24 protein-coding genes and 1 pseudogene are annotated in these 26,458 nt (G+C 63.4%); 19 read left to right on the top strand and 6 right to left on the bottom strand.

The genetic code is table 11. The features are described 5' to 3' along the window. The first annotated feature begins 84 nt into the window (after window positions 1-84). The 5 genes from BM70_RS0120930 (at window position 85) to BM70_RS0120910 (ending at window position 4,122) form a co-directional block, all read left to right on the top strand. Entirely contained in the window at window positions 85-474 is a 390-nt protein-coding gene (locus BM70_RS0120930; protein WP_025857807.1) for a heme-binding protein, read from the top strand. Further along, complete coding sequence (locus tag BM70_RS0120925) at window positions 471-1,670, top strand: MFS transporter (protein ID WP_025857806.1); 1,200 nt, start codon at window positions 471-473, stop codon at window positions 1,668-1,670. Before BM70_RS0120930 ends, BM70_RS0120925 begins: the two co-directional genes overlap by 4 nt. A gap of 62 nt (window positions 1,671-1,732) precedes the next feature. After that, window positions 1,733-2,323: a TetR/AcrR family transcriptional regulator gene (locus tag BM70_RS0120920; RefSeq protein WP_025857805.1), complete on the top strand. Its 591-nt coding sequence runs from the start codon at window positions 1,733-1,735 to the stop codon at window positions 2,321-2,323. A 170-nt stretch (window positions 2,324-2,493) separates the two neighbouring features. Then, window positions 2,494-3,006, top strand: coding sequence for a VOC family protein (locus BM70_RS0120915; protein ID WP_025857804.1), 513 nt, complete (start codon window positions 2,494-2,496; stop codon window positions 3,004-3,006). A gap of 102 nt (window positions 3,007-3,108) precedes the next feature. After that, window positions 3,109-4,122 carry a zinc-binding dehydrogenase gene (locus tag BM70_RS0120910; RefSeq protein WP_025857803.1) on the top strand — a complete coding sequence of 338 codons (1,014 nt, stop codon included), beginning with the start codon at window positions 3,109-3,111 and terminating at the stop codon, window positions 4,120-4,122. A 43-nt stretch (window positions 4,123-4,165) separates the two neighbouring features. Here BM70_RS0120910 and BM70_RS0120905 read toward each other — a convergent pair whose 3' ends face one another. The 3 genes and pseudogenes from BM70_RS0120905 to BM70_RS31450 form a co-directional block, all read right to left on the bottom strand. Then, window positions 4,166-4,999, bottom strand: a complete 834-nt coding sequence (locus tag BM70_RS0120905) for a CmcJ/NvfI family oxidoreductase (RefSeq protein WP_025857802.1) — start codon at window positions 4,997-4,999, stop codon at window positions 4,166-4,168. A 14-nt stretch (window positions 5,000-5,013) separates the two neighbouring features. Continuing rightward, window positions 5,014-5,742 (bottom strand): SDR family NAD(P)-dependent oxidoreductase, encoded by a 729-nt coding sequence (locus tag BM70_RS0120900; protein ID WP_025857801.1) that lies wholly within the window; start codon window positions 5,740-5,742, stop codon window positions 5,014-5,016. Between the two features lie 104 nt (window positions 5,743-5,846). Next, window positions 5,847-7,258: pseudogene (locus BM70_RS31450) on the bottom strand (transporter). Window positions 7,259-7,377: 119 nt separating this feature from the next. Between BM70_RS31450 and BM70_RS0120890 the strand changes: the two are divergent. Together BM70_RS0120890 and BM70_RS0120885 are read left to right on the top strand one after the other, a co-directional pair. Next, window positions 7,378-7,860, top strand: a complete 483-nt coding sequence (locus BM70_RS0120890) for an Lrp/AsnC family transcriptional regulator (protein ID WP_025857800.1) — start codon at window positions 7,378-7,380, stop codon at window positions 7,858-7,860. 91 nt (window positions 7,861-7,951) lie between these two features. Then, window positions 7,952-10,357: a TonB-dependent receptor gene (locus BM70_RS0120885; protein WP_025857799.1), complete on the top strand. Its 2,406-nt coding sequence runs from the start codon at window positions 7,952-7,954 to the stop codon at window positions 10,355-10,357. A 70-nt stretch (window positions 10,358-10,427) separates the two neighbouring features. Here BM70_RS0120885 and BM70_RS0120880 read toward each other — a convergent pair whose 3' ends face one another. From BM70_RS0120880 to BM70_RS0120870, 3 genes are read right to left on the bottom strand one after another with little or no spacing between them, the layout of a single operon-like run. Further along, window positions 10,428-11,348: a sulfonate ABC transporter substrate-binding protein gene (locus BM70_RS0120880; protein WP_025857798.1), complete on the bottom strand. Its 921-nt coding sequence runs from the start codon at window positions 11,346-11,348 to the stop codon at window positions 10,428-10,430. Then, entirely contained in the window at window positions 11,345-12,676 is a 1,332-nt protein-coding gene (locus BM70_RS0120875; protein ID WP_025857797.1) for an LLM class flavin-dependent oxidoreductase, read from the bottom strand. The genes BM70_RS0120880 and BM70_RS0120875 overlap by 4 nt, the downstream gene beginning before the upstream one ends. A 2-nt stretch (window positions 12,677-12,678) precedes the next feature. After that, window positions 12,679-14,868 carry a TonB-dependent receptor gene (locus BM70_RS0120870; protein WP_025857796.1) on the bottom strand — a complete coding sequence of 730 codons (2,190 nt, stop codon included), beginning with the start codon at window positions 14,866-14,868 and terminating at the stop codon, window positions 12,679-12,681. Between the two features lie 209 nt (window positions 14,869-15,077). Here BM70_RS0120870 and BM70_RS0120865 point away from each other — a divergent pair, with 209 nt between their 5' ends. The 12 genes from BM70_RS0120865 (at window position 15,078) to gspD (ending at window position 25,855) form a co-directional block, all read left to right on the top strand. After that, a complete protein-coding gene (locus BM70_RS0120865) occupies window positions 15,078-16,118 on the top strand; it encodes a LacI family DNA-binding transcriptional regulator (protein WP_025857795.1) in 1,041 nt (346 codons plus the stop codon). A 252-nt stretch (window positions 16,119-16,370) separates the two neighbouring features. Further along, window positions 16,371-18,032 carry a type II secretion system ATPase GspE gene (gspE, locus tag BM70_RS0120860; protein ID WP_177326574.1) on the top strand — a complete coding sequence of 554 codons (1,662 nt, stop codon included), beginning with the start codon at window positions 16,371-16,373 and terminating at the stop codon, window positions 18,030-18,032. Further along, a complete protein-coding gene (gene gspF / locus BM70_RS0120855) occupies window positions 18,029-19,225 on the top strand; it encodes a type II secretion system inner membrane protein GspF (RefSeq protein WP_025857793.1) in 1,197 nt (398 codons plus the stop codon). The genes gspE and gspF overlap by 4 nt, the downstream gene beginning before the upstream one ends. A gap of 13 nt (window positions 19,226-19,238) precedes the next feature. Continuing rightward, entirely contained in the window at window positions 19,239-19,628 is a 390-nt protein-coding gene (locus tag BM70_RS0120850) for a type II secretion system protein GspG (RefSeq protein ID WP_025857792.1), read from the top strand. Between the two features lie 7 nt (window positions 19,629-19,635). Continuing rightward, window positions 19,636-20,061, top strand: coding sequence for a GspH/FimT family pseudopilin (locus BM70_RS0120845; RefSeq protein ID WP_025857791.1), 426 nt, complete (start codon window positions 19,636-19,638; stop codon window positions 20,059-20,061). Continuing rightward, entirely contained in the window at window positions 20,058-20,390 is a 333-nt protein-coding gene (locus BM70_RS0120840) for a type II secretion system protein (protein WP_025857790.1), read from the top strand. The genes BM70_RS0120845 and BM70_RS0120840 overlap by 4 nt, the downstream gene beginning before the upstream one ends. Beyond that, window positions 20,387-20,956, top strand: a complete 570-nt coding sequence (locus BM70_RS0120835) for a prepilin-type N-terminal cleavage/methylation domain-containing protein (RefSeq protein ID WP_025857789.1) — start codon at window positions 20,387-20,389, stop codon at window positions 20,954-20,956. Before BM70_RS0120840 ends, BM70_RS0120835 begins: the two co-directional genes overlap by 4 nt. Further along, complete coding sequence (locus BM70_RS0120830) at window positions 20,953-21,654, top strand: hypothetical protein (protein ID WP_025857788.1); 702 nt, start codon at window positions 20,953-20,955, stop codon at window positions 21,652-21,654. Before BM70_RS0120835 ends, BM70_RS0120830 begins: the two co-directional genes overlap by 4 nt. Beyond that, window positions 21,651-22,643 carry a type II secretion system protein GspL gene (locus BM70_RS0120825; RefSeq protein WP_025857787.1) on the top strand — a complete coding sequence of 331 codons (993 nt, stop codon included), beginning with the start codon at window positions 21,651-21,653 and terminating at the stop codon, window positions 22,641-22,643. Before BM70_RS0120830 ends, BM70_RS0120825 begins: the two co-directional genes overlap by 4 nt. Next, complete coding sequence (gene gspM / locus BM70_RS0120820; protein ID WP_025857786.1) at window positions 22,618-23,220, top strand: type II secretion system protein GspM; 603 nt, start codon at window positions 22,618-22,620, stop codon at window positions 23,218-23,220. Before BM70_RS0120825 ends, gspM begins: the two co-directional genes overlap by 26 nt. Beyond that, window positions 23,217-23,735, top strand: a complete 519-nt coding sequence (locus BM70_RS0120815; RefSeq protein ID WP_025857785.1) for a general secretion pathway protein GspN — start codon at window positions 23,217-23,219, stop codon at window positions 23,733-23,735. The genes gspM and BM70_RS0120815 overlap by 4 nt, the downstream gene beginning before the upstream one ends. Window positions 23,736-23,740: 5 nt before the next feature. After that, a complete protein-coding gene (gspD, locus tag BM70_RS0120810; RefSeq protein ID WP_025857784.1) occupies window positions 23,741-25,855 on the top strand; it encodes a type II secretion system secretin GspD in 2,115 nt (704 codons plus the stop codon). Window positions 25,856-26,458: the final 603 nt, after the last annotated feature.

Here is a 26,458-nt window from a genome sequence, read left to right as displayed (position 1 = left end):
GCCCGAGCGGGCAGGGCATCTGTTCTGCAAAGGATCAAGCCGTGATCATAAGGGCCCAACCAATCGGTACCACGGAGCGCTTGCATGTTTGAAATGATGGTTCAAGACGTTATCGCCCGCGCCAAAGTCCTGGCCAGGGAACAAGGGTTTTCGGTGTGCATCAGCGTTGTCGATGCTTCCGGGCTGCAGGCCGGGTTCCTGCGGATGGATGATGCGCTGCCCGGCGCCATTGAGATTGCGATCAAGAAAGCACGCACGGCGGCATTGTTTCGTACCGACAGCATTGAAATCGGTGCCGCCGCTCAACCGGGTGGCCCGATCTACTCGCTGGAGTTCACCAATGGCGGCATGATCAGTTTCGGTGGCGGGGTGGTCCTGCATGACACCCAAGGTAAGGTTGTCGGCGCGCTAGGTATCTCCGGCGCCACTGTCGAGGCCGATCAAATCATCGCGGTAGGGGCTGCTCGTCCATGAGTGTGGCCAAGCAACGTCTGCACCCCGGCGTCTGGGCGTTGGCGGTGACAGCGTTTGCCATTGGTGTGGCGGAGTTCATCGTGGTCGGTGTGCTGCCGGCCATTTCCAGCGAGTTGGGCGTGCCATTGGCGCGTGCGGGAAGTCTGGTGGGGCTGTATGCGCTTGCGCTGGCCGCGGGCACGCCGTTGCTGGTGCTTGCCTTGGCCCGCTTTCCGCGCAAACCGGTGCTGCTGTGGCTGATTGCGGTGTTCCTGGCCGGCAACCTGGTCTCGGCACTGTCCGTTGACTATTACACGTTGTTGGCGGGGCGCATCGTCACTGCCGTGGCCCACGGTGGCTTTTTCGCCATTGGCGCTACAGTCGCGGCACGCCTGGCGCCCAAGGGGCAGGAGAGCAATGCCATTGCGGTGATGTTTGCAGGGCTGACACTGGCGATGGTGATCGGGGTGCCGCTGGGCAGCTTCCTGGGCAATGGAATGGGCTGGCGATTGCCGTTCTACGCCGTGGTTGGCCTGGCAGCATTGGGCTTTGCCGCATCGTGGCGTTGGCTGCCCGCGATCGAAGCACCGCCAGTGGCCAAGCCTCGTGAGCAACTGGCGGCGGCGGTCAACCCGGCGATTCTCACCATGATGCTGATCACTGTGCTGGGATTTGGGGCGTCGTTTGCGGCGTTTACTTTCATTACGCCCATCCTGACGGACATCACCGGCTTTTCGGCGGCTACCGCGAGCCTGTTGCTGGTAGTGTTTGGGGCTGCGACGCTGGTGGGGAACCTGCTCGGGGGACGGCTCGCTGCCGTCATCGGTTGGCAGGCGACGTTGCGCTGGCTGTTGCTGGCCCTGGCCATCGTGTTGATTGTCATCGCCTGGGTGTTGCCGTACCAGGGGGCGATGGGGGTCATGCTGTTCTTCTGGGGCGGCCTGGCCTTTGGTATTTCGCCTGCCGTACAGGGCGGGATGCTGGCCACCGCCCAGCGATATACCCCGAAAGCCGTGGACTTTGCATCGGCATTGAATATTTCGGGTTTCAATCTTGGGATATCGCTGGGCGAAACGACCGGAAGTGCACTGGTCGCTCACGGACAGTTGGCGCTGACACCGTGGGCCGGTGTCGCGGCGGTGGCCTTGGCGCAAGTGCCTTTGGCCTGGCTGGCCAGGCGAGAACGTCGTTTTGGGCGCCAGGCATTGGCAAGCTGACGAACACTTGGCCGAGCCGCGTGCCTGACGGCCGTGGCTCAGCGTTCTGGAAAAAGACCTCCATGCTTGATCAGAGAATCGTAACGACCGAGGAGCACGTACGTCGCATTGCCTGCAAATTGTTCGTCGACGAGGGATTCCACCGGGTCAGCGTGCGCCGGCTCGCAGCTGTGCTGGGCATCCAGCCCGGGTCCTTGTACAACCACATGGAGAGCAAGCAAACGCTGCTATTCGACGTCATTGAGCGTCATGAGCGCCAGTTGCTTGATGAAGTGCGCAGGTTGACCAAAACCGCGGACGAAGTCGGCGACGCGTTGCTCGGTTATGTGGAAACCGTCATTCGCTTCAAATTGCGCTACCGCTATGCCGCCCTGCTTTCCCGTCTGGAACTGCGGTCTCTCGACTCCGCTCAGCGTGACATCATCAACGCCTTGCGCAGTGAGCACTGCGAACGCTTGCGCGAGATGCTGGGGGGCAAGAAAGGATCTTCAGTATTCACCTGTGCCGACGACTTTCTGGAGCGCTGCATCCTGGTCCTGTTGGACGGCGTCATAGACCTCAATGACGCCGATCCCGCTACCCCGTTGCATCGAGTCATCCACGACTACCAAAAGCTCATCGTCAATACGCTCGGATGGGCTCCGCGTACCTAGCGGCTGACGAAAAATCCATATTTCAATGCGTCTGGAGAATGCCAGGAGAAGTGAGTCAGTCCTACCTTGACTCATGCCGACTCTCCACATAAGGTTGCTTTATATAACCAACCGTTTGGTTACATAGATGGGTATAAAACAATTAAACCAACCCGAAACGGAAACAGATCATGAAACTCTACGGTATGGAGCACGTTGGCTTCACGGTGCCTGACCTTGACCAGGCTGTGCATTTCTTTGAAGACGTATTGGGCGCCGTCACTGCGATGGAAACCGGGCCCGTGGTCGTCGATAACGCGTTCATGGCCCGGCGCCTGGGTGTGCCTGAGCAGTGCCGCATTGAAAACATCAAGGTGCTGCGCTGTGGCAACGGCGCCAACCTGGAGTTGTTTGAATACTCAGGCGAGGTGCAGGGTGGTCCTCTCAAGCGCAATAGCGAAGTGGGTGGTTTTCACTTGGGCTTCCAGGTCGATGACGCGGTCGCCGCCGCGGATCGTTTGCGGGAGAAAGGGGTGGACGTGTTGGAGGGACCTACGTTCATCGACGCCGGACCGATGCAGGGCCTCACTTGGGTCTATCTGCGCACGCCTTGGGGGCAGTTTTTGGAACTGGTCAGCCGAAGCGGCCCACTGGGCTATGAGCAGGATGACGGTCCCCTCCTTTGGGTTCCGCTTTCGGCCTGAAATACCCATCGATTCTGAGACATGAGCGCTCCGTGCAGCGCGCCATGAATGGACCGCAAGCCCTGCAGGCAGAGTTTGCTGGCACCTTCGGAGAGACATCATATGCAACAACAGGAAATCTGTTTTCCAGCCAAGGGACAATTCATTCTCCAGTACTGCGAACCGTCGCCGCTGAACCCGAGTGAGGTCCGTGGTCGCACTATCGCGACACTGATAAGCCCAGGCACCGAGCTGGCCTGGGCAGCCGGGGATGAGTTTCCGATCAAACCGGGATACTCGGCAGTGTTTGAGGTTGAAGAATGGGGTGCTGAGGTGACAGAGGTTGCCATCGGCGACCGTTTGTTCTGCATGGGCAGCCATCGCAGCTTCCAGCAGGTTGACGTTGCCCATACGGTCTCCATTCCCGCCGACATGAAGTCTGAAATTGCCCTGTTGGCCCGCCTTATCGGTGTATCGATGACGACATTGATGACAACCAAAGCGCGCCCTGGCGACCGCGTGGTCATTTGCGGCGCTGGCCCGGTCGGCTACCTGGCAGCGCACATCTTCCAGTTGTCGGGATACGAGGTCGTGGTGGTCGAACCTGACGCCAAGCGACGCGCTCAGGCACAGGCGTCCGGGCTCAGCGCGGTGTTTGCCGCGTTTCCGTTTGATCAGCCTGCACTGGTGGGACACATTGCCTTGGTCGTTGACTGTTCAGGGAACGAACAAGCGGTGCTGGAGGGTTGTCGCATCGTGCGCCAGAACGGTGAGGTGGTCCTTGTCGGCGTACCGTGGCGGCGCCAATCGGAACTGTCGGCGCACGAACTGCTCAACGCCGTATTCAATGGTTTCGTCGAGTTGCGCAGTGGTTGGGAATGGGCCTTCCCATTAGTGTCCCGGTCATTCAAATGGGAGGAACTGCTGGAGGGTTACAACAACAGCGCTCAAAGCATCATGACGGGGTTCCGCAAAGCCATGAGCTGGCTTGCGCAGGATCGGATTCCCGTGGAAGGCATGGTGTGCAGGCAAGCGCCTGACGATCCGCAGCGGGTTTACCGTGCGCTGCTGGACCGCCGCATCGATGAGCCGTTCATTGTGTTTGATTGGGGGCTGACGACTCACCATCGTTGCTGATGGATTGCCGGTGAGCGTCATCCCCGCATGACCCTCCCGACACTCACGCATCAAAGAACACCAGCGCCCGCAACTCGATACTCCGCCGTGGCGGCGCTCCCTCGGGCGTAGTCGGGTCATCGAACGCGGTATGCGCACTCAGCCTGGCCACGTCTTGCCGCGAATCGTGGATCTTCAGCAGCAGGGCTTCATCCGGGCGCAACCGAGGGTAGTAATACCAGCGGTGCGCCGGGTTGGCCTTGACCGAAAACGTCTCGCCTACCTTGTCGCGGTAGACCAGGTCGCTGGGCAGCAGGTCGGTGTCGGCCATGCTGCGTGCATCGCACAAGGCCAGCGGCGTGCTCAGCACTGGCGAGCCGATGGGCCGCCATACGTTGATGATCGCAAAGCGCTTGAGCAGGCGTTGTTCGGCTTCGTCGGCCGGGAGGTGGTCGCGCACGCGGCGAATGGCCGAGCGCTCGGTCTGGTCGTTGTGTACGTAGCGCACCGGTTCGCGCAAGCCACGCGCCTCGCGGCCAGGGTCGTCGACGCGGACCGTATGATCGAAGATCACCACCTTGACCGCACCGGTCTGCTGCTTGAGCAGGGCTTCGGTTTCCGGGTAGTAGTGCAGGCGCACTTGCTCGTCATCTTCCAGGTTTTCCACGGCACTGGTGTGATCGACCTTTTCGAAACCCTGGCGATTGATGCTAGCGGGCTCATCCAGCAGCCGTGCGTTATGGATGGTGACCTGGGTCGGGTCCAGTACGCCACTGCGTTGAACCGTGCCGTCGGGCGGCGGGTAGGTGTAGTTCACCGGGCGTTCGCCGGTGTCCTGCAGGTAGTTGAGCACGCCGAGCACGGAGGCCGGGGCGAGTTGAGTCTGATGGGTTCCCATAAAACACCTCCAGGTCAGAACGGTTCCTTGAACGGCCGCAGGTCCAGCTCCTGGGTCCAGGCGCTGCGCGGTTGGGTGTGCAGGTACCAATAGGCGTCGGCGATATCGTCGAGTTTCAATGAGCCGTCTTCACCCAGCTTGGCCAGGTACTCCGGCGCGCGGCGCTTGATGCGTTCGCCGTCGATGGAACCGTCGATGACCACATGGGCGACATGCACATGCTTCGGGCCGAATTCCCGGGCGAAGGACTGCGCCACCGAGCGCAACCCGGCCTTGCCCGCTGCGAATGCGGTATACGGCGGCTTGCCGCGCAACGAGGCCGTGGCCCCGGTAAACAACAGGCTGCCGCCGCCATTGGCAAGCAGTGCGCGGGTGGCCTCGCGGGCGAACAGAAAACCACCCAGTGTAGAGGCGCGCCACGTCTGTTCGAACAGCTCTGCGCTCAATTCCAGCGACGGTGCCGAGACCGAATTGCCCACGTTGAAGATGGCCGCCTTGAGTGTGCCGAGCTGATTCACCTGCGTGATCGCCTCTAGCACCTCGGCCTCGATACCCGAGTCGGCCACCACCGCATTCGCCTTGCCGCCGCTTGCTTCGATATCCGCGACCACCGCCTGCAACTTGTCCAGGCTCCTGCCGCTGACCGCCACGCGATAACCCTCACGGGCAAACCGTCGCGCCAGGGCCGCGCCCAGCCCCGCGACCGCGCCGACCCCGGCAATCCACACCACTGACTCAGCCATCCGTCACATCCTCCAGTGAGCTACGTGACTGTCAATCTACCCATGGCCGGGCGCGAAGAATAAGAACATCGACAGCTAAGGTTATGCCCGCCCGGCGCTATGGATTATTGCGCGCCAAGCAACACCCATCCCGCCAACGCGACCAGCCCGGTGTTCAGGCAGGCCAGGGCAAAGCCGAAGCGCACCAACTGGCCTTCCTCCTCGGCGCTGGTCTTGGCCAACCCGAGCACCAGCATCACGATCGACAGCGAACCCAGCGCGGCATGCCCGGCCGCGCTGTTTTGCACGGCCGCCAACAACCCGCGTGACGACTCGGGCAACAGCGCCACGGCCGGCATGAAGATCGCGTTGCCGCCGACATTGGAGCCGGTCATGTAGCCCGACAGCCCACCGAGCAACGCCACCAACGGCGCTGCGGCGATACCCGGCAACCCGTTCAGCACCTGCACCAGGCCGTCGAGGAAGCCTGCCTTGACCATCATCTGCGACATGGCCAGGAAGAAGAAAATCGTCAGCAACGGCCGCCGTGCCCGTGCACCGAGCACGCCGAGCAAGGCATCGCCGCCACGGCGGTGCACCCATAACAGCACCAGCAGCAAGGCAATGCCGGGGGAGGCCAGCGGTTTCCAGGCGACATGCATGCCGCGCACCACCCAGGCATCTTCCAGGTGGGTGAAGGCATTGAGGCCCTTGAGCAGCACGATGCAAATGATCAGCGCCAGGTAGGGCCAGGCTTTGCGCGGCCAGGCCAGTGCCGTTGTGCCCTGGCGTCGATGCAGCGCCAGCAGCAACGTCGCGGCGGCCACGCTCAACCCCGCGCTCACACCGGCCACTTCCGGTCCCAGCCAACGGCTCGCCCCGTAGAGTACGCCCAGGAACAGCAGCCCCAACCCCACAAAGGCGCGGCTGATGCCCACCCCGCAGTAGTACGAGGCCAGGGCGGCCAGCACGATAAAGACCGGCGCACTGGTCAGCGCCGAAGTCGACGCCAGCGCCGTCGCGTCCACATGCGCCAGTGATGCGCCAGTGATGCGCCAATCACGGTCGCCAGGCCCAGGGTGCCCCACGGCATGATCGTCATGCCGGTCAATGCCACACGCAGCGCGATGCGGCGTTCGAACAGGCTCAGCAGCAACGGCACCGTGGCGATCAGCGAAACACCGAAGCCGGTCATGGCCTCCAGTAACGGCGCCAGCCCCAGCACGATGAACAACACCAACTCGGCGCGCTTCAAGCCCAGCGCCTGTACCCATTCACTGAGGGCCTGGTTGACTCCCATGCGTTCGATCAGAATCACGAATGCCAGGCCCGGCACAATCACAAACGCAGTGCTGGCGAACAACACCGCCGTGTCCTGGAAGGCCGCCAGCGCGGCGTTCGGCAGCAACCCCTCGAACAGCCACAACACCGCCACCAGCGCGGCGCCGGCAATGGCGGCCTGCACCGGCGGGCGGCGCAGCACCATCAGCATCGACATCACCAGCAACACCGGTGACAAGTGGATCAAAAACGCCATGAGACACTCCATTTCTGCATGCCAGAGGAGTTGGGATAGTATTGAGGTCCCGGTCGTCATTGGTCTCTGATTCGAGACTGTTTTCGATAAAATTTCTCACCCTGTCGAGAGCGCCCCCGATGGCCAAACCTGCTTCTTCCATGCTGGACCTGGACGGCTTCGACTGGTCGATCCTGGCCCTGGTGCAACGCGACAATGGCTTGCCCCTGCGTGCCCTGGCCGAGAAGGTCAACCTCTCCACCGCCGCCGTGCAACGCCGTATCAAGCGCATGGAAGAGGGTGGGGTGATCACCGCGAACGTGGCGGTGGTCGACCCGGTCAAGGCCGGCAAGCCGATCACCATCCTGGCCGAGGTCTCCGTGGAGCGCACCAGCATCGACGCGCTGACCGCGACCAAGGCGAGTTTCTCCGTGCCCCAGGTGCAGCAGTGCTACTACGTCACGGGCGAGGTGGATTTCGTGCTGGTGCTCAATGTGGCCAGCATGCAGGAGTACCAGGCACTTGCCGCGCAACTGTTCGCCGAGAATCCCAACGTGAAGTGGTTCAAGACGCTGGTGGCGCTGGATCGAGTCAAGGTGGGCCTGGAAGTCCCCATCCGTTGAAACTTTTTTAAAAGTTGTGGGCGGCAGCTGTCCCCTTTTTTCACTTCGCCTGTCATTCCAGGTAAGTGAACATCATCGAGAGCTTCCTCCAATGCCCGCAGTCCGACCCTTGCGCTTGCGCCCGTTGCTGAAACTGAGCCTGATGCTGAGCCTCAGCGCCAGCCCGTTATTCGCCGCTGTCAGCTACGCCGAAGACACCGCCACCCGCCGCAGCTACCAGGTGCCAGCCGGCAGCCTGAGTGCGGCGCTGACGCGTTTTGCCGGGCTGTCGGGGGTCAACCTGTCGGTGGACCCGGCGCTGGTCAACGGTCGCAGCAGCGCCGGGTTGTCTGGCGAGTATGGCGTGGAAGAGGGCTTTGCCCGCTTGCTGCAAGGCTCCGGCCTGCAACTGCAACCGATGGGTGAGCAGGCCTACAGGCTGATCCCCGCGCCGGACGGCAGCAGCCTGGAATTGGCACCCACGTCGATCCTCGGCACCACCGGCCTGTATGACGGCGACACCTACGCCGGTGGCCAGGTGGCCCGCCGCACGGCACAGGGCATGCTGGGCACGCGGGACTTCATGGAGACCCCGTTCAGCATCACCACCTACACCGCCGATGCGGTGAAGAACCAGCAGGCGCGTACCCTCGGCGACCTGATCGCCAGCGACCCTTCGGTACGCGCCACCAACCCGGCTGGCGGGCGTTACGAACAGTTCACCATTCGCGGCTTCAGCCTGTTCAACAGTGACGTGGCCTACAACGGCCTGTACGGCGTGTTGCCGACGTACACCATCGACATGGAAATGGCCGACCGCGTCGACATCCTCAAAGGCCCGAGCCAGTTGATCAACGGCATCTCCCCGCGTGGCAGCGTCGGCGGTGGGATCAACGTGGTGCCCAAGCGCGCCACCGACAAGGACATCAACTCGTTTACCGGCAACTGGGCTTCCGACAGCCAGGCGGGTGGCGCGGTCGACATTGGCCGACGCTTTGGTGAAGACAACAAGTTCGGCATCCGTTTCAACGGCGTGAAGCAGTCCGGCGATACCGAATGGGACCACCAGCGTGTCGATCGTGAAATGGCCGTGCTGGGCCTGGATTTTCGCGGCGAGCGCCTGCGCCTTTCCACCGATCTCGGCCGCACCGAACGCGACACCGATGCACCGCAGGAGCGCGTGCAGGTGGCGGCGGCCGCCCCGGTGCCGAGCGCCAACGACGTGCGCCGCAACTATGCGCAGTCCTGGAGCAAGGCCAGCACTAACGACACGTTCGGTACAGTCAACGGTGAGTACGACCTCAGCGACAACGTGATGCTCTATGGCGGCGTGGGCGCGCGTAAAAGCAACCACGACTTCCTGCGCCATGCGGTGTCAGTGAGCAACGCAGCCGGTGATTTCAGCGTGCAGCCGCGGGATTTTACCCGTGATGAAAACGTGCGCACCTACACGGCCGGCGTGCGTAACTGGTTCCATACCGGGCCGGTGAGCCATGAGGTCAACCTGGCCGCCAGCTACTTCTATATGGACTTCACCAACGGCGGTGCGCGTTATACGTCGCCGTCGAGCAATCTCTACAACCCGGTGCAAACGCCGACGCCTTTGCGGCCGACGCGGTTTGATCCCAAGGTCTACACCGAAAACAAATTCAGCGGCGTGGCCTTGTCCGATACCCTGGGCTTCTTCGACGACCGCCTGCTGCTCACCCTCGGCGCCCGCTGGCAGCGCGTGAAGGTCGATGACTGGAGCGACGGTGTCAAAGGCGACACCGCCTACGACGAGGAAAAGGTTTCGCCGTCGGGCGGCATCCTGTTCAAGGCCACCGACAAGCTGTCGCTGTACGCCAACTACATGGAAGGCCTGAGCCAGGGCAAGATCGCGCCTTCCACCTCGGTCAACGATGACGAAATCTTCCCGCCGTTTATCAGCCGTCAGGTTGAAGTAGGCGCCAAATACGACGCCGGAGCCTTCGCCGTGACGGCTGCCGTGTTTCGCATCAAGCAGCCGGCTTACGAAACCAATGCCACCTCATTGGTGTTCGGCCCCAACGGCAAGCGTCAGAACTCGGGGGTGGAGTTGAGTGTATTGGGTGAGCCGCTCAAGGGGTTCCGCCTGCTGGGTGGGGTGATGTACATCGACAGTGAGTTGACCAGCACCACCAACGGCACCTTCGACGGCAACCGCGCCCCGGCGACGCCCAAGTACAACGTCAACCTCGGCGCCGAATGGGACGTGCCGGGCCTTGAAGGCTTGACGCTGACCAGCCGTGGCATCTATTCCAGCTCGCAGTACCTGGACCAGTCCAACGTCAAGGAAATCGACGCCTGGAACCGTCTCGACGTCGGCGCGCGCTATGCGTTCAAGGTGGATGACAAGCACATCACCCTGCGGGCGAATGTGGAAAACGTCGCCGACAAACGCTACTGGAGTTCGGCCGGTGCGTCGGATGACAGCGAGCCGGGGTTGACCTTGTCGACACCGCGTACCTATCTGCTCTCGGCCACTGTCGACTTCTAAGAGGTGTGCGCCGATTCAACTGTGGGGACTTCAGGTAACTGACCCACCGCCATCGCCGGCAAGCCGGCCTCTACAGAGGGGCGGCTTGCTTCACGTCGATGGCCTTGGGCAGCAACCGGTTCTGGTAGAACAGATCCGCCGTCGCCTGCTGTGCCTGGATGATCTTGTCGTCAATCGGCAGGATCGGCGAAGGCGGGCGGTTGTCCATGTAGCGCGCGATCACCTCGGCGGGCAGGCCCATGAAGCGGGTGAGCACCTTGAGGCTGTCTTCACGCTGGCTGCGAGTGAGGGCTTCGGCGGCGCTGAGCTCACCGAGCAGGTCATGGATAAACGCAGCGTTGGCCTGGGCATAGTCGCGTCGGGCGGTGTACACCGGCCCTGACAGTCCCAGTCCTTCGCCATTGGCCAACACATGGCTGGGGCTCTGGATCAGGGCCAGCGACGAATAGGGTTCCCAGATCGCCCAGGCATCCACGCTGCCTTGCTCGAACGCTGCACGCGCGTCCGCAGGTGGCAGGTACACCGGCTGGATATCCTTGTAGCTCAGCCCGGCCTTGTTCAGAGCGCGCAGGATCAGGTTATGGGCGCTGGAGCCCTTCTGGAACGCAACTTTCTTGCCCTTCAGATCCGCCACCGAATGCAGCAGGCTGTCGTTGCGCACCAGGATGGTTTCCGCGCTGGGCTTGGGAGGCTCGGCGCCGATGTAGACCAGGTCGGCCCCGGCCGCCTGGGCGAACAGGGGCGGGATGTCGCCGGTGGAACCGACATCCAGTGCGCCCACGTTCAACGCTTCAAGCATCTGCGGGCCGGCGGGGAATTCAATCCATTTCACGGCGGTCTGCGCGAAGCGCTGTTCCAGCAGGCCATGCTCCTTGGCGAGCACCAGGGCGATGGAGCCTTTCTGGTAGCCGATGCGCAGGGTAGCGGGGTCGGCCGCCAGTGCGGGTTGGGTGACGGCCAGCAGGGCCAGTAACAGCGCCGGAATCTTCATGCATCAACCTTTTTAAAGCGATTATCGGGGCGTGCCAAACCGAGGTTTTCACGCAAGGTCGAGCCGGTGTATTCGCTCCGGAACAGGCCGCGCCGTTGCAGCTCGGGCACCACCCATTGGGCAAAATCCTCCAGCCCGCCCGGCAGGTGCGGCACCAGGATGTTGAAGCCATCGGCGGCGCCATTGTCGAACCAGCGCTGCAGCTCGTCGGCAATCTGCGCGGGCGTGCCGATCAGGCTGTAGTGCCCGCGTCCACCGGCAATCCGACGGCCCAACTGGGCGAGCGTCAGTTGTTCACGGTGGGCCAGGTCACTGAGCAATTGCTGGCGGCTGCGTTGTCCGCTGTCGGTCAATGGCAGTTCCGGCAGGGGGCCGTCCAGCGGGTAGCCGGACAAGTCGAAGTTGCCCAGCATGCGCCCCAGCAAGGCCACGCCCACTTCGGGCTCGACCAGGTCCTGGAACGCCTCGAATTTAGCCTGGGCTTCGGCCTCGGTCTGGCCCACCACCACAAACACCCCCGGCATGATTTTCAGCGAATCCGGCTCACGTCCATACCGGCCCAGGCGCGTCTTGAGGTCGGCATAAAACGCCTGGGCATTCGCCAGCGACGTCTGCGCGGTAAACACCACCTCGGCGGTTTGCGCCGCCAGTTCACGGCCGGTTTCCGACGAGCCGGCCTGCACGATCACCGGCTGGCCCTGGGGCGAGCGCGCCACGTTCAGCGGGCCTTTGACGCGAAAATGCTCGCCGACATGATCCAGCACATGCTGCTTCGCCGGGTCGTAGTAATTGCCGCTGGCCTTGTCACGCACGAAGGCGTCGTCCTCCCAGCTGTCCCACAACCCCGTGACCACCTGATGAAACTCCCTGGCGCGGCTGTACCGCTCGGCATGGCCAAGGTGTTCATCGCGGCCGAAGTTCTGCGCTTCGGCGGCGGCGTCCGAGGTCACCAGGTTCCAGCCTGCACGGCCTCCCGACAGGTGATCCAGCGAGGCGAATTTGCGCGCCACATGGTACGGCTCGTTGTAGGTGGTGGTCGCTGTGGCGATCAGGCCGATGTGCTCGGTCACCGCACTGAGCGCCGACAGCAAGGTCAGCGGCTCGAAATGGTCCGAACGCGCCATATGGCTGGCGATCTCACCCGTGGCCGCGGCAATGCTGTCGGCCACGAACAGCGCATCGAACTTCGCCGCTTCGGCCACGCGCGCCAGGTGTTTGTACTGGGCGAAGTCCAGCCCGGCATTGGCCGGCACGTCCGGGTGGCGCCAGGCGGCGACGTGGTGCCCGGTGGCCATGAGAAAGGCGCCGAGCTTCAATTGACGGCTCATGCTTAGAAATCCTTGCGCAGTTGCACGCCGAAGTAACGTTCATCGTCACGGGGGACGGCGCGGTAGATGTAATTGCCGCCACTGGCCAGCAACGGTGAATAGGATTTGTCGGCGAGGTTCTTGGCCAACACCGCGACGCGCCAGCCATTGCTGTAGTCGGCCAGGGCCACGCTGGCGTTCCAGATGCCATAGGCGCCTTGCTTGGTGTCGACATTCTGGCTGATGTCGTACTGCACTTCGCTCTGCCAGCTGTAGTCGGTGCCCAGTTCGATGTCCAGGCCGTTATCCAGCGGGATGGTGTAGTCGGCGCGCACGTAGCTTTTCCAGTCAGGGCTGAAGGGCAGTGGCTTGCCATTCACGTTGCAGGACGCGGCGGCACCGGGTGGGCAGGCGAATTCGTCGATGCGCGCTCGGGTGTAGGCCAGGGCACCGGACAGCTTGAGTTGCTGGGTGGCCTGCAAGGCGTAATCCAGTTCGACGCCTTCGGTGCTGACGCTGCCGGCGTTGATCAGACGGGTCACCACCTGGCCGGCGACGGTGTCGAAAAAGTTGGCCTGGTAGTTGTCGTAGTCGCTGTGGAAGACCGCCAGGTTGGTGGTCAGGCGGTTGTTCCAGGCGCTGGCCTTGATCCCGGCTTCCCAGGTGTTGGAGGTTTCCGGCTTGAGCGCGTCAGTGTCGCGCGGCTGCATATTGAAGAATACGTTGTACGCCGGGCCTTTGTAGCCACGGGAGTGGGTGAGGTAGCTGGTGATGCTGTCGGTCAGGTCGTACTGCACGCCCAGGCGACCGGACCAACCGTCTTCATCCACCGAGCCCGAACTGGACGTGGCCGGCTGAATCCCGCTGACCGTGGTGGTCGAGGTGGAGACGCGGCGGTGATCGTATTTCAGGTCATCGTGGGTATAGCGCAGGCCGGCGATGCCACGAAAGCGTGAGGTGAAGTTCAACGTGGTTTCGCCGAACACCGCGTAGCTGTCGTTGGTGGAGCTGTAGTCGGCGATGCCACGGTCGGTGCGTGTGGTGGTCGTGAGGGTGCGCTGGTAGGTTTCTTCGTCCTTGCCATGCATGTAGAACAGGCCGCCGACGTATTCCAGGAATTCTCCCTTGGGGGAGGCCAGGCGCAGTTCCTGGGAGTACTGGTTGAACTCCAGCTCACCCTTGTCGGCAGTGCCGGGGAACGCGGCGGTGATCGTGCCGAGGCGGTCGCCGTCCTGGTACTGGTTGTTGTCCCAGCCGCGCCAGGCGGTGATCGACGTCAGGGTGTAGTCGCCGAGGTTCCAGTCCAGCTGCGCCGACAAGCCTTTGTTGGTGTCCTCCACATGGGTGCGGGTATCGGTGTTGATGTCACGGTTGTCGCTGGACGCCCGCACCGGGCTCAGCGCGTTGGCGAACGCCGGGGTCAGGGACTTGCTGACCACGCCATTCGGTGCGTCATCGTGGGACTGCATGTAGTCGGCGATCAGGGTCAGCTTCACATCGTCATTGGGCGTGAATTCCAGCTTGCCGCGAATGCCTTTGTGGTTGTAACCGTTGACCTCCTGGCCGTTGTGCTTGTTGTCCACGTTACCGTCGTAGCTGCCAAACAGCGTGCTGATCGAACCCTTGAGCACATCCGGCACCAGGCTGCCGCCGATGCCGAAGCGCGTGCGGCTTTCGTTGCCGCTGTAGAAGGACTGGTCGACATAGCCGTGGGTCTCGGCGGTGGGCGCCTTGCTGGTGATATTCAGCACGCCGGCCGAGGCGTTCTTGCCGAACAAGGTGCCTTGGGGCCCGCGCAGCACTTCGATGCGTTCCAGGTCCAGCAGGTCGAGGGTGGCTTGGCCGGGGCGGGCGTAGACCACGCCGTCGATCACCGTGGCGACCGTCGGCTCAACGCCGGGGGAGGTGGAAATGGTACCTACGCCGCGCACGAACAGTGAGGTGTCCTTGTTCGAGGCGCCCGTGCGAAAGTTCAGCGACGGCACCTGTTGCGCGATGCTCGCCACGCCGTTGCGGTTATCGCGCTCCAGTTGTTCGCCATCGAGTACAGAGACCGCCACCGGCACTTTCTGCAGCGATTCTTCGCGGCGGGTCGCGGTGACGGTTACCGACTTAAGGGTAGGTTCCTGCTCATCGGCAGCAAAGGCGCCGCCGACGGGAAGAGCCGTCAGCCCCGCCAGGATCAGGAACGTGCTGCGTTGAAGTGTGTGCATGCTGTGTCCGCTCGAAAAAAGTGCCCTGAACCGCTGCGGTTCTTGCGACCGTCAGCGCCTGTAAACATGTCTTGGGCATTCGCTCGAGCGAGTAGCAGACAAAGCGCTTTGTTAGCGCTAACATCGACATTATTGGTGGGTCTGTTTTAGAACGTCAAATACTGAAAAATTAGTCCTATATTCTTTTTGGTTTTTATCAGGATCATCCCGTGAGTGAAGACAAACCGCGCAAGCGCCGTGGCGCCGGGCGCGTCACCTTGAACACCGTGGCCCGCCAGGCCGGGGTGTCGGCGATTACTGTGTCGCGTTACTTCAACCAGCCGGAACAGGTTTCCCCCGAGCGTCGCGAGCGGATCGCCCAAGTAGTGGCCGAGTTGGGCTACGTGCCCAACCTGGTGGCCGGCGGGCTGGCATCGGCGCGCGGGCGCATCGTGGCGATGGTGATTCCGAACATCTCGGGGCCGATCTTTGCCAACACCATCCAGGGCTTCAGCGACACCCTCAGTCGGCATGGGTATCAACTGTTGCTGGCGTCGAGTTACTTCAGTGCCGAGCAGGAAGAAAGCGCGGTGCGTGCGTTCCTCGGTTGGTCACCGGCGGCGCTGGTGCTGACCAGCCGCTTCCACAGCGCGGGCACCGAGAAGATGATCGCCGACGCGGATATTCCGGTAGTGGAAACCTGGGACTACGTGCCCGAGCGTGCGCCCTTGCAGGTCGGTTTTTCCCACTACGACGTGGGCGTTACCGCCGCGCGTTACCTGCATGGCCAGGGCTATCGGCGCATTGCCTTCGTGCAGAACAGTGCAGCGGGGGACTTCAGTGCGATGGAGCGGGGCGAAGGGTTTGCCGCGACGCTGGCCAAGCTGGGCGTGCAGCCCTGGGCCTTTGCTCCCGACGCCGACCGCGCGCCCTTCGAAGCGGGCAAACAGGCAATGGAAGCGCTGATGAGCCACGCCACGCCGCCGGATGCGATCTTCTTCGCCAACGACAACCTGGCGGCCGGTGGCTTGCTGGCGGGGCAGCGTGCCGGGCTGAAGATTCCCCAGGACTGCGCGGTGCTGGGTTTCGGCGATTATCCGTTTGCCGAAATGCTGTTGCCGAGCCTCAGCACCATCAAACCGCCGGCATTGGACATTGGTGTATTGGCCGCCACGCGAGTACTCGAAAGTTTGGGCGTGCTACCTGTTGAGGATGAAGTAAGCCGTTTGAATTTATTGGAATGTCGTTTGATTGCGCGTGAGAGTGCATAAGTGGCTAATTGCAACTAGCAAGATGATGGCTATTAGCTGCTAAGGCCCTGGCTCGGGCTTCCTGGCAATTGTGTTTATTTTATTCCCCTTCCTCAGGAACTAGCGCTATAACTTCCAGTCGATAACCCCGGCTTACTCTCGCTTGGGTTGTGGCTAACTAATGGCATCTTTCCATAGTTCCAAATAGCCATACTTTCTCGCAACACTAGATACCTGAACATTATGTCGTCAGCGCCTATCGATGCCTGCCAGATGCAGATCCCGCACACCGAACAGGTGTGCGCGTGGCTGATGCAGCATGCCGGGTTGAAAACCGTCGACCTGGAGCGCGCCCGACGCCTGTCCACCGACGACCTGCTGAGCCTGCTGACGCGCCTGGGGCTGGTTTCCGATGTCGAACTGGCCCGCGCCTGGGCGGCGTTGCTTGGCGCGCCGCTGCTGCTGGCCGACGCCGCTTCACCACTGCTCGATCCGTTGCCGGCGCTGACCGAACGCTTCATGCGTCACTATCAGGTGGTACCCATGGGTTGGCACCAAGGTGGCCTGCGGGTGCTGGCCGCCCACCCGGCGCAGCTCTATCCCTTCCAGGCCCTGGCCTATGCCTGCCAGGTGCCGGTGTGGCTGGCCATCGGCCCGCGCACGGAAGTCGACACGCTGATCGAGCGCTACTACGGCCAGGGTCGCTCGGCCATGGGCACCCTGATCGAAAACCTCGATGAGCAGGGCGGCGCCCAGGAAGATATCGAACATCTCAAGGACATGGCCTCCGAAGCGCCGGTGATCCGGCTGGTCAACCTGATCCTGCAGCGCGCGGTGGAACAGCGCGCCTCGGACATCCATATCGAACCCTTCGAAAACCAGCTCAAGGTGCGCTACCGCATCGACGGTGTGCTGCATGACGCCGAAGCACCGCCGGCCAGTTCATCGGCGGCGGTGATCTCGCGGGTGAAGATCATGGCGCGGCTGGACATCGCCGAACGTCGCCTGCCCCAGGACGGGCGCATCATGCTGCGTATCCAGGGCAAGGCGCTGGATCTGCGGGTGTCCACGGTGCCCACCAGTTTCGGCGAGTCGGTGGTGATGCGCCTGCTGGACCGGCAAACCGTGCAGTTCGACCTTCCCAGCCTGGGCTTCGACGGCCAGCGCCTGGCCGCCTTCCTCGATTTGCTGGAGCGGCCTCACGGCATCCTGCTGGTCACCGGGCCCACCGGTTCCGGCAAGACCACCACGCTCTACACCGCGCTGTCGCGGCTCAACACCGCCGAACGCAAGATCATCACCGTGGAAGACCCGGTGGAGTACCAGCTCGAAGGCATCAACCAGATCCAGGTCAAGCCTGCCATTGGCCTGGACTTCGCCGGGGCGCTGCGCTCCATCGTGCGCCAGGACCCGGACGTGATCATGATCGGCGAGATCCGCGACCTCGAAACCTGCCGCATCGCCATCCAATCGTCCCTCACCGGGCACCTCGTGCTCTCCACCCTGCACACCAACAGCGCCGCCGCCAGCATCACGCGGCTGCTGGACATGGGCGTTGAGAGCTACCTCATTGCCTCGACCGTCAGCGGCATCCTCGCCCAGCGCCTGGTGCGGCGCCTGGACCCGGCCACCCGCGTCGCCTTTGAAGCACCGCCCGAACTGATCGCTGAACACGGCCTGGATCGCCTCACCGAACAACGCCCGATCCTGCTCTACCGTGGGGATTATCACGGCCGCAGCGCCATCACCGAACTGCTGGTGATGAACGACGAACTGCGCGGCCTGCTGATGCGTCATGCCGACGCCGCCACCCTGGAGCAGGCTGCGCGGCGTGCCGGTCTGCGCACCTTGCATGAAGAGGGGTTGCGCCAGGCGCTGGCGGGCATCACCTCACTCGAAGAAGTGTTGCGCGTCACCCGTGGAGAGGGCGCGTGAGGCTGTTCAGATTCCGCGCCCTGGACAGCCAGGGCGGGCCGCAGAACGGTACGCTGGAAGCCACGGATCAAGCCGCTGCCGTCGCCGCGCTGCACAAGCGCGGCCTGTTGCTGTTGCAGATTGAACCCGCCGGCAGCCCCCTGCTGCGCAACGCACGCGGGCAGTTGAAGGGCCAGGCGCTGGTGAGTTTCACCCAGCAACTGGCGACGCTGCTGGGGGCCGGCCAGCCGCTGGAGCGCTCGTTGAGCGTGTTGCTCAAACAACCTGGTCCACCTCAGGTCCGCGCGCTGATCGAACGCATCCGCGATCACGTCAAGGCGGGCAAGCCGTTATCCGCGGCGCTGGAACACGAGGGTGGCAGTTTCTCGCCGTTGTACCTGAGCATGGTGCGCGCCGGGGAGGCCGGTGGCGCGTTGGAACACACCCTGCGCCAACTCAGCGACTACCTGGAGCGCAGCCAACGGCTGCGCGGTGAAGTGATCAATGCGCTGATCTATCCGGTTTTCCTGGTGGTGGGTGTGCTCGGTTCGCTGGCGCTGTTGCTGGCCTATGTGGTGCCGCAGTTCGTGCCGATCTTCCAGGACCTGGGCGTGCCGATTCCGTTGATCACCGAGGTGATTCTGGCTCTGGGGGAATTCCTCGGCCGCTATGGCCTGGTGCTGTTGGCCGGGTTGATCGTGATCGGTTGGTTATGGGCCGCACGCCTGCGCGATCCGGTCTTTCGGCAAAAATACGACCGGCACCTGCTCGGCATTCGCGTGATCGGCCCGTTGCTGCAACGCGTCGAAGCGGCGCGCCTGACTCGCACCCTCGGCACGCTGCTGAGCAATGGCGTGGCCTTGCTGCACGCCTTGGTGATTGCGCGGCAAGTCTGTACCAACCGCGCGCTGCAGGCTCAGGTGGGGCATGCGGCGGAATCGGTAAAGGGCGGTGGCACCCTCGCCAGCGCATTTGGCAGCCAGCCGCTGCTGCCCGAACTGGCCCTGCAAATGATTGAAGTCGGCGAACAGGCCGGCGAACTCGACAGCCTGTTGCTCAAGGTCGCCGACATTTTCGACGTCGACGCCAAGCGCGGCATCGACCGCCTGCTCGCCGCACTGGTGCCGTCCCTGACGGTGGTCATGGCGGTGCTGGTGGCGGTGATCATGTTGGCGATCATGCTGCCGCTGATGAGCCTGACCAGCAATATATGAAGGAGCTGAACCGATGAGAAAACCACGCCGCCAAGGCGGTTTCACCCTGCTGGAAATGCTCGCGGTGATCGTGCTGCTGGGCATCGTCGCCACTATCGTCGTGCGCCAGGTCGGCGGCAATGTGGACAAGGGCAAGTACGGTGCGGGCAAGGCCCAGCTCGCCAGCCTGAGCATGAAGATCGACAGCTATGCCCTTGACGTTGGCGCACCGCCCAGCAGCCTGCAACAACTGGTGGATCGGCCGGGCGGCTATGCCAAGCCTTCGGACCTCAAGGACCCGTTCGGGCACGCCTTCGGTTATCGCTTCCCTGGCGAACACGGGGCGTTCGACCTGATCTTCTACGGCCAGGACGGTCAACCGGGTGGCGAAGGCTACAGCGCCGACCTGGGCAATTGGGAGTAACGCGACCATGCCCCAGCGCGGCTTTACCCTGCTGGAAATGCTGGTGGTGATCGTGTTGATCAGCCTGGCCGCCAGCTTGCTGGGGCTGGGTGTGCGCCAGGGTTTGCAGGCGGCGAAAGAGCGCCGGGCGGTCGGGCAGATGGTGGAGGCGCTGCGCAGCACACGGGCGGGGGCGATTGTGAGCGGGCAGACCGCGCGTACGACGTTTGATCTGCGCGGCCGCACGTTCCAGGCGCCGGGGCGTGGGCTGCAACGCTGGCCGTCCGAGCTGCACGTGACGCTGCACACTGCCGAACAGGTGGGACCTGCCGTCGAGTTCTATGCCGATGGCAGCTCCACCGGCGGCAACCTTCTCGTGGCCAATGGCGCGCGACGTTGGCGCATCGATATCGGCTGGCTCACCGGCAGCGTGCAGTCCAAGGCACTGCCATGAAGCGCCAGGCCGGGTTCACGCTGCTGGAAATGCTCGCCGCCCTGACGTTGATGGCGGTGTGCAGCACGGTATGGCTGGTCGCGTTCGGCCAGAGTGCGCGCTCGTTGTCCCAGGTTGCCCACAGTGATCGGCTCACCCACGCGGCGCTGACGATTTTCGATCAGGAGACGGCGGGGCGATTGAGCAATGGCATCAGCCAGGGCGAACTCGATGGCATCCGTTGGCAGCTGACCAGCACCCGGCAACAGGCGCATGTGTTTCGCCTCGACCTGACCCTCAGCGAGGGCACGCACCAGGCCCGTTTCAGTACCTTGAAGGCGCGCCTGTGAAGCGCCGCGAGCAGGGTTTTACCTTGCTGGAAATCCTCGTGGTCCTCAGTTTGCTTGGCGTTTTGCTGGCGCTGGTCGGCGGGGCATTGCTGGGGGCCAATCGGGCCGTGTCCAAGGCCCAGGCGTATACGGTGACCCTGGACGAAGTGCGCGCCGCGCAACAGTTCTTGCGCACGGCGATCAGCGAGGCATTGCCGCTGGCGGTGGGCGAGGGCGATGGTTTTTTTCTCGGCACGGCGCAGCGCCTGGCGTTTGTCTCGACCTTGCCCGGTGCGCTCGGTGGCGGGATCCACCGGTTCAGCCTCCAACAGGTCGAACAGGATTTGCAGGTCGGGTTTTCTCTGCGTGAACCCCAGGTGCTGCTGAAAAACATCAAAGATTTGCAGTTCAGCTATCGCGGCGTCTCACCGCTGGGCCAACCCACTGGATGGGTCAATGAATGGCCATGGCCCAAACGCCTGCCTTCAGCGGTGCGCATCACTGCCAGCGTCGAGGGGCCCGTACCCTGGGTCACCCAGGTGATCGCCCTGCGCCTGAACCTGTCCAACGGGAGCGTCGAAGAATGAAGCGCCAGCGCGGTGCGGCCTTGCTGCTGGTGCTGTGGGTGCTGGCGTTGCTCAGCGTGTTGCTCGGTGGCCTGGCGGGGTGGGTGCAACTGGAAAGCCGCCAAGCCCTGTGGTTGCGCCAGCATACCCAGACCGTCCTGGCTGCCGAAGCGGGTATCGCGCAGGTCATGGCCGATCGGCGCTGGGTTGCCGATGGTCGTGATATGCCCCTGGCCTTTGACGACGCCCAATTGCACGTCAGCCTGCGCAGCGAGCGCGGCAAGCTCTACCTGATCAACGCCGAACCGCAGGACTTCACGCGCCTGGCCCTGGCCTGCGGCGCTACCCCGGCCCAGGCGACGCAACTGGCCAAGGCCCTTGAAGCGCGCCGCCAACAGGGCCTGGCGCCGTTCCGGGTGCTGGAAGAAGTGCGCCAACTGCCCGGCATGAGCCAAACCCTCTACAGCCAATTGCTGCCTGAAATCACCTTGTGGAGCGACCTGGATCGTCCCGATCCCGCCTTCGCCAGCCCGCTGATGCGCAAGGCACTCAACCTGCCGCACCAGAACGCCGAGGGCAAAGACCCGGGCGAAGTGCTGGTAATCGACAGCCGCGCCGAGCGCCCCGGTGGTTATCAGGCGCGGCTGCAAGTCACCGTTTTATTGAGCCCATCGGAGGACAGCGCACAACCCTACCGGGTGTTGCGTTGGCAAGAATGAATCGACTGGAACCCATCGCCCGGCATTGGCGTGGCAGCCTGCTGCAACAGGGGTGGCGCGTGTGGAGCGCGGAGTTGCGCGCCTGTGTGCCCGGTTGGCTGGCGCTGCAAGAGCCGCCCGAGCAGATCCATCGCTGGCCCTTGGACGCGCCGGTCGTACCGGGCAGTGCGCGCCAGGTGTTGATGCTCGCCGCCGATACCGTGCTGCTGCAACGCGTACAACTGCCTTTGGCCGCCGGGCGCAATCTGAGTGCCGTGGTCGGCTATGAACTGGACCGCTACACCCCGTTCGAGGCCGACCAACTCTACTTTGTTGCGCGTCAGGAGCGACGCACGGCCACTCAGCTTGAGGTGACACTGGTGGCGATCCTGCGCGAGCGCCTGGACCAGATCCTCGCCGACTGCGCCGCCCTCGGCCTGCATCCCCATCGCGTGGATGCCGCCAACCTCGGCATCGACCTGCTGCCCGCACCGCTGCGCCCGCGCCAACGCCCGGCGGGCATGGGCTTGCAACGCAGCCTGCCGTGGCTGTGCGGCGCCTTGGTGATCGCGGCGATGCTGCTGTGGCTCAACGACCGCCAGCGTGTCATCGATGCCATGCACGCCAGCGTCCAACAGCAAAAAGCCCAAGTCGCCGAGGTGCATGCCCTGCGCCAGCAACTGCTCAATACCCGGGGCGCGGCGCAGTACCTCACCCGGCGCAAACTGGCGCAACCACCATTGGCCGCGCTGCTCAACGACCTGACCACCTGCCTGCCGGCCGACACCTGGCTGGATCAGTTGGACGTGAAGGACGGTGAGATTTCCCTTTCCGGCCAGAGCGCCAAGGCCAGTGCGCTGATCACCCGTATCAAAGGCTGCCGCAGCCTGGAAAACGCCCAGTTCGAAGGGGTGATCCAGCCCGATGCGCGCACCGGCAAGGACCAGTTTGCCTTGCGCGCTCATCTACGCCAGGAGGCCGCCGATGCGCCGACCCCTCACACCCCGTGAACGCCGCGGCGCCGCGTTGCTGATGCTGGCCTTGGTGGTCGGCGCGGCCTACTGGCTGCTGGTCGACAGCTGGTTCGCCGGCCCTTTGCGCGACATGGGCGAACAGGCCGAACAGCTGCGCGAACAACAGCAACGTTATGCCGGCGTGCTGCGCCAACGCGATGCGCTGCGCCAACAGCTTGAGCAGGCACAGCAGGACCCGGCCAGCAGCACCAGCCTGTTGCCGGGGGACGACCCCGACGTGGTGGCCGCCGACCTGATGCAACGTCTCGCCGATCTGGTCAACAGCCACGCCAACCTCGGTGGCGGTTGCAGCCTGACTCAGCGCAAGCCCATCACCCCGGAGCAGGACGACGGTGAGCCCTACCGCCAGGTCAAGGTCAGTCTGACCCTCGACTGCGCCATCGAACCCCTGGAAGCGCTGCTGCACGCGCTGGAATACCAGCCGCCGTTCCTGTTTGTGGATGAGCTGCGCATCCGCCGCAGCCAACAGGCGCCCGCCAGTGGCGGGGCGGGCAAGCTGGTGGTGCACCTGCTGGTGCGCGGTTACCTGCAGCCGGCACGGGTGACGCCATGATCGGCAGACTGCGCCCCGTGGAATGGGGCTTGCTCGGCCTGGCCGGGTTGCTCGGTGGGTTGATGGCGGTGATCCTCAGCAGCATCGGCGATGAACCGCAGTGGCTGCCTGAAGCGCCTGTGCGCGCCCATCCAGCCACACAGGTGCAGGTGGCGCCGAATGTGCCGCTGGACAACCTGGCCGCGACTTGGCAAGCGCCGCTGTTCAGTCCGGATCGCAGCCCGGATCGCCGGGTGGGTAAAGCCCAGGTGAGCAGCCTGGCGAACCTGACCCTCAGCGGCATCCTGATCACCGGCAACCTGCAAATGGCCATGCTCAAGCAGGCCGATGGCCCAGCCCTGACGATCCGCCTGGGCCAGACCCTGCCCAACGGCTGGCGCCTGGACCACCTCACCCCGCAATACGCCCGTTTCAGCCAGGATGGCCGCGCGCAAACCTTGAGCCTCTACGCCAAGCGCTTGCCGCCGCCGTCCAGCCGGCCCCCCATTACTTTGCCCCGCGAGCCCCTCCCTTGATCGACATGCGCACCTCAACGTTTTGCCTGGCCACCGCCCTTGCCCTGGGTGGCTGCGGCGCCTTCCCCGACCGTCTTGAACCCGGCGACGATCTGCTGCACGAGGCCATGCAGGGCACCGGCTCGCAACGACCGCCGGCAGAACAACCCGTGCCTGAAACGGCGCAGCCGGCAGTCAAATCGCCGCCGCAGCGCCAGCTGATTCGCGGCACTCAGCAATTCGTGCGCGCGCCTGCAGCGCAGTCGGTGGCGAAGGAGGAGGGCGGCGATATCGTGTTCAACTTTGCCGACCAGCCCATCGAAGCGGTGATCAACAGTGTGATGGGCGACCTGTTGCACGAAAACTACAGCATCGCCCAGGGGGTGAAGGGCAACGTGAGTTTTTCCACCTCCAAGCCGGTGGACAAGCAGCAGGCGCTGTCGATTCTCGAAACCCTGCTGTCCTGGACCGATAACGCGATGATCAAGCAGGGCAATCGCTACGTGATCCTGCCCGCCAGCCAGGCCGTGGTGGGCAAACTGGTGCCGCAAATGAGCGTGGCCCAACCCTCCAGCGGCCTGTCGGCGCGCTTGTTTCCGCTGCGCTACATCTCTGCCACCGAGATGCAGAAACTGCTCAAGCCGTTCGCCCGCGAGAATGCATTTCTGCTGGTCGACCCGGCGCGCAACGTACTGAGCCTGGCCGGCACGCCGGATGAACTGGCCAACTACCAGGACACCATCGACACCTTTGACGTGGACTGGCTCAAGGGCATGTCGGTGGGCGTCTTCGGTCTGCAACGGGCGTCGGTGGCCGAGTTGATGCCGCAATTGCAAAGCATGTTTGGCCCTGAAAGCGGCATGCCCCTGGCCGGCATGCTGCGCTTTTTGCCGATCGAGCGGACCAACTCGGTGGTGGCGATTTCGTCCCAGCCCCAGTACCTCAGTGAAGTGGGCGACTGGATCCGAACCATCGATGAGGGCGGCGGCAACGAGCCGCAGATGTACGTCTACGACGTGCGCAACATGAAGGCTGCCGACCTGGCCAAGTACCTGCGGCAGATCTACGGCACCGGCGTGATCAAGGACGACACGCCAGCCAAGGTCGCGCCGGGATTGCGCACCACCACCTTGTCCTCACCCACCAACGGCGGCTTGCAGAACATCCCGCCGGCCGCAGAAGAACCGGAGCCGGAAGAGAAAGAAGTCGCCCCCGCCAGCGGCCTCGAAGCCGGCACCCGCATCACCGCGCAAAAGAGCAGCAACCAACTGCTGGTGCGCACCCGGCCGGCGCAGTGGAAAGAGATCGAAGCGGCGATCAAACGCCTCGACAACCCGCCCCTGCAAGTGCAGATCGAGACCCGCATCCTCGAGGTCAAACTGACCGGTGAACTGGACCTTGGCGTGCAGTGGTACCTGGGGCGCCTGGTGGGCAATTCCACCAGCACCACCGTGGCCAATGCCTCCGGTAGCCAAGGTGCGCTGGGCGGTGGTGGGGCAGGGCTGGGAGCGACGGACTCGTTGTTCTATTCGTTCGTCAGCTCGAATTTGCAGGTGGCGTTGCATGCCCTGGAAACCAACGGCCGCACCCAGGTGCTGTCGGCGCCGTCGCTGGTGGTGATGAACAACCAGCCGGCGCAGATTCAGGTGGGGGACAACATTCCCATCAGCCAGACCACCGTCAACACCGGGGATGCGGACACGACGTTGAGCAGTGTCGAGTACGTGCAGACCGGGGTGATCCTGGACGTGGTGCCGCGCATCAATCCGGGTGGGTTGGTGTACATGGATATCCAGCAGCAGGTCAGTGATGCCGAGAACCAGGCGGCTGATAGCGACACGCCGGTGAATCCGCGTATTTCGACGCGATCGGTGTCGACGCAGGTGGCGGTGCAGAGCGGGCAGACGGTGTTGCTGGGGGGGTTGATCAAGCAGGACAACGGGGAGAGTGTGAGTGCTGTGCCTTATCTGGGTAGGGTGCCGGGGTTGCGGTGGTTGTTTGGGAGTACCAGCAAGTCGAAGGATCGGACGGAGTTGATTGTGTTGATTACGCCTAAGGTGATTACCAGCAGTGGGCAGGCGCGGCAGGTGACGGATGATTATCGGCAGCAGATGCAGTTGTTGCGGCCTGGGGGGAGGTAGGTCGTTTGGTGTACATATCCGTTATTTAGGTAACTCCGGCTTTGGAGCGTGGGCCGCACGCTCCAAAGCCTGCGTTCGACCAGCGTGTTTGACGGGGCGCCTAAGATCAAAATCAAAAGCACACGCGGCGGCCTAGTAGCCGACCGGTATCTAACTGTCGGCCCGGGTCAACTGTGGGAGCTGGCTTGCCTGCGATGCAAACACCTCGGTACATCAGGCACACCCAGTTGATGCCATCGCAGGCAAGCCAGCTCCCACAGTGGGGCTCAGCGTTTTGCCTGGTTTTTTAGCATCATTGTTGACGACCATCGCCGGCAAGCCGGCTCCTACATTAATGGACCGCGTTTGCCTTTGCCTTTGCTCTACACCACTCAAGCCGGCTGTCAGGCCGCTGTGCTCTCGCTTTTGACTTTGATCTGAAGCGCCCCGTCAAACACGCTGGCCGGAATTCGGCAGGGATTTGGGGGGGTAAACCGGCAGGGATGCCGGTTTAGCCGCCCCGCGCCATGGATGGCGCGTGGCGGCGGCCCCCAAAATCACTGTCGGATTACGGGCATACCGAGCCTAGGCGAGGTACCGAGTGTTGGGGCGAAGGCTTTTTGC

It is taken from the genome of Pseudomonas sp. CHM02, from assembly GCF_000612585.1.
GTDB lineage: Bacteria > Pseudomonadota > Gammaproteobacteria > Pseudomonadales > Pseudomonadaceae > Aquipseudomonas.
Note: the sequence above shows the minus strand (reverse complement) of the source record. Positions and strands in the feature narration are given on the sequence as shown.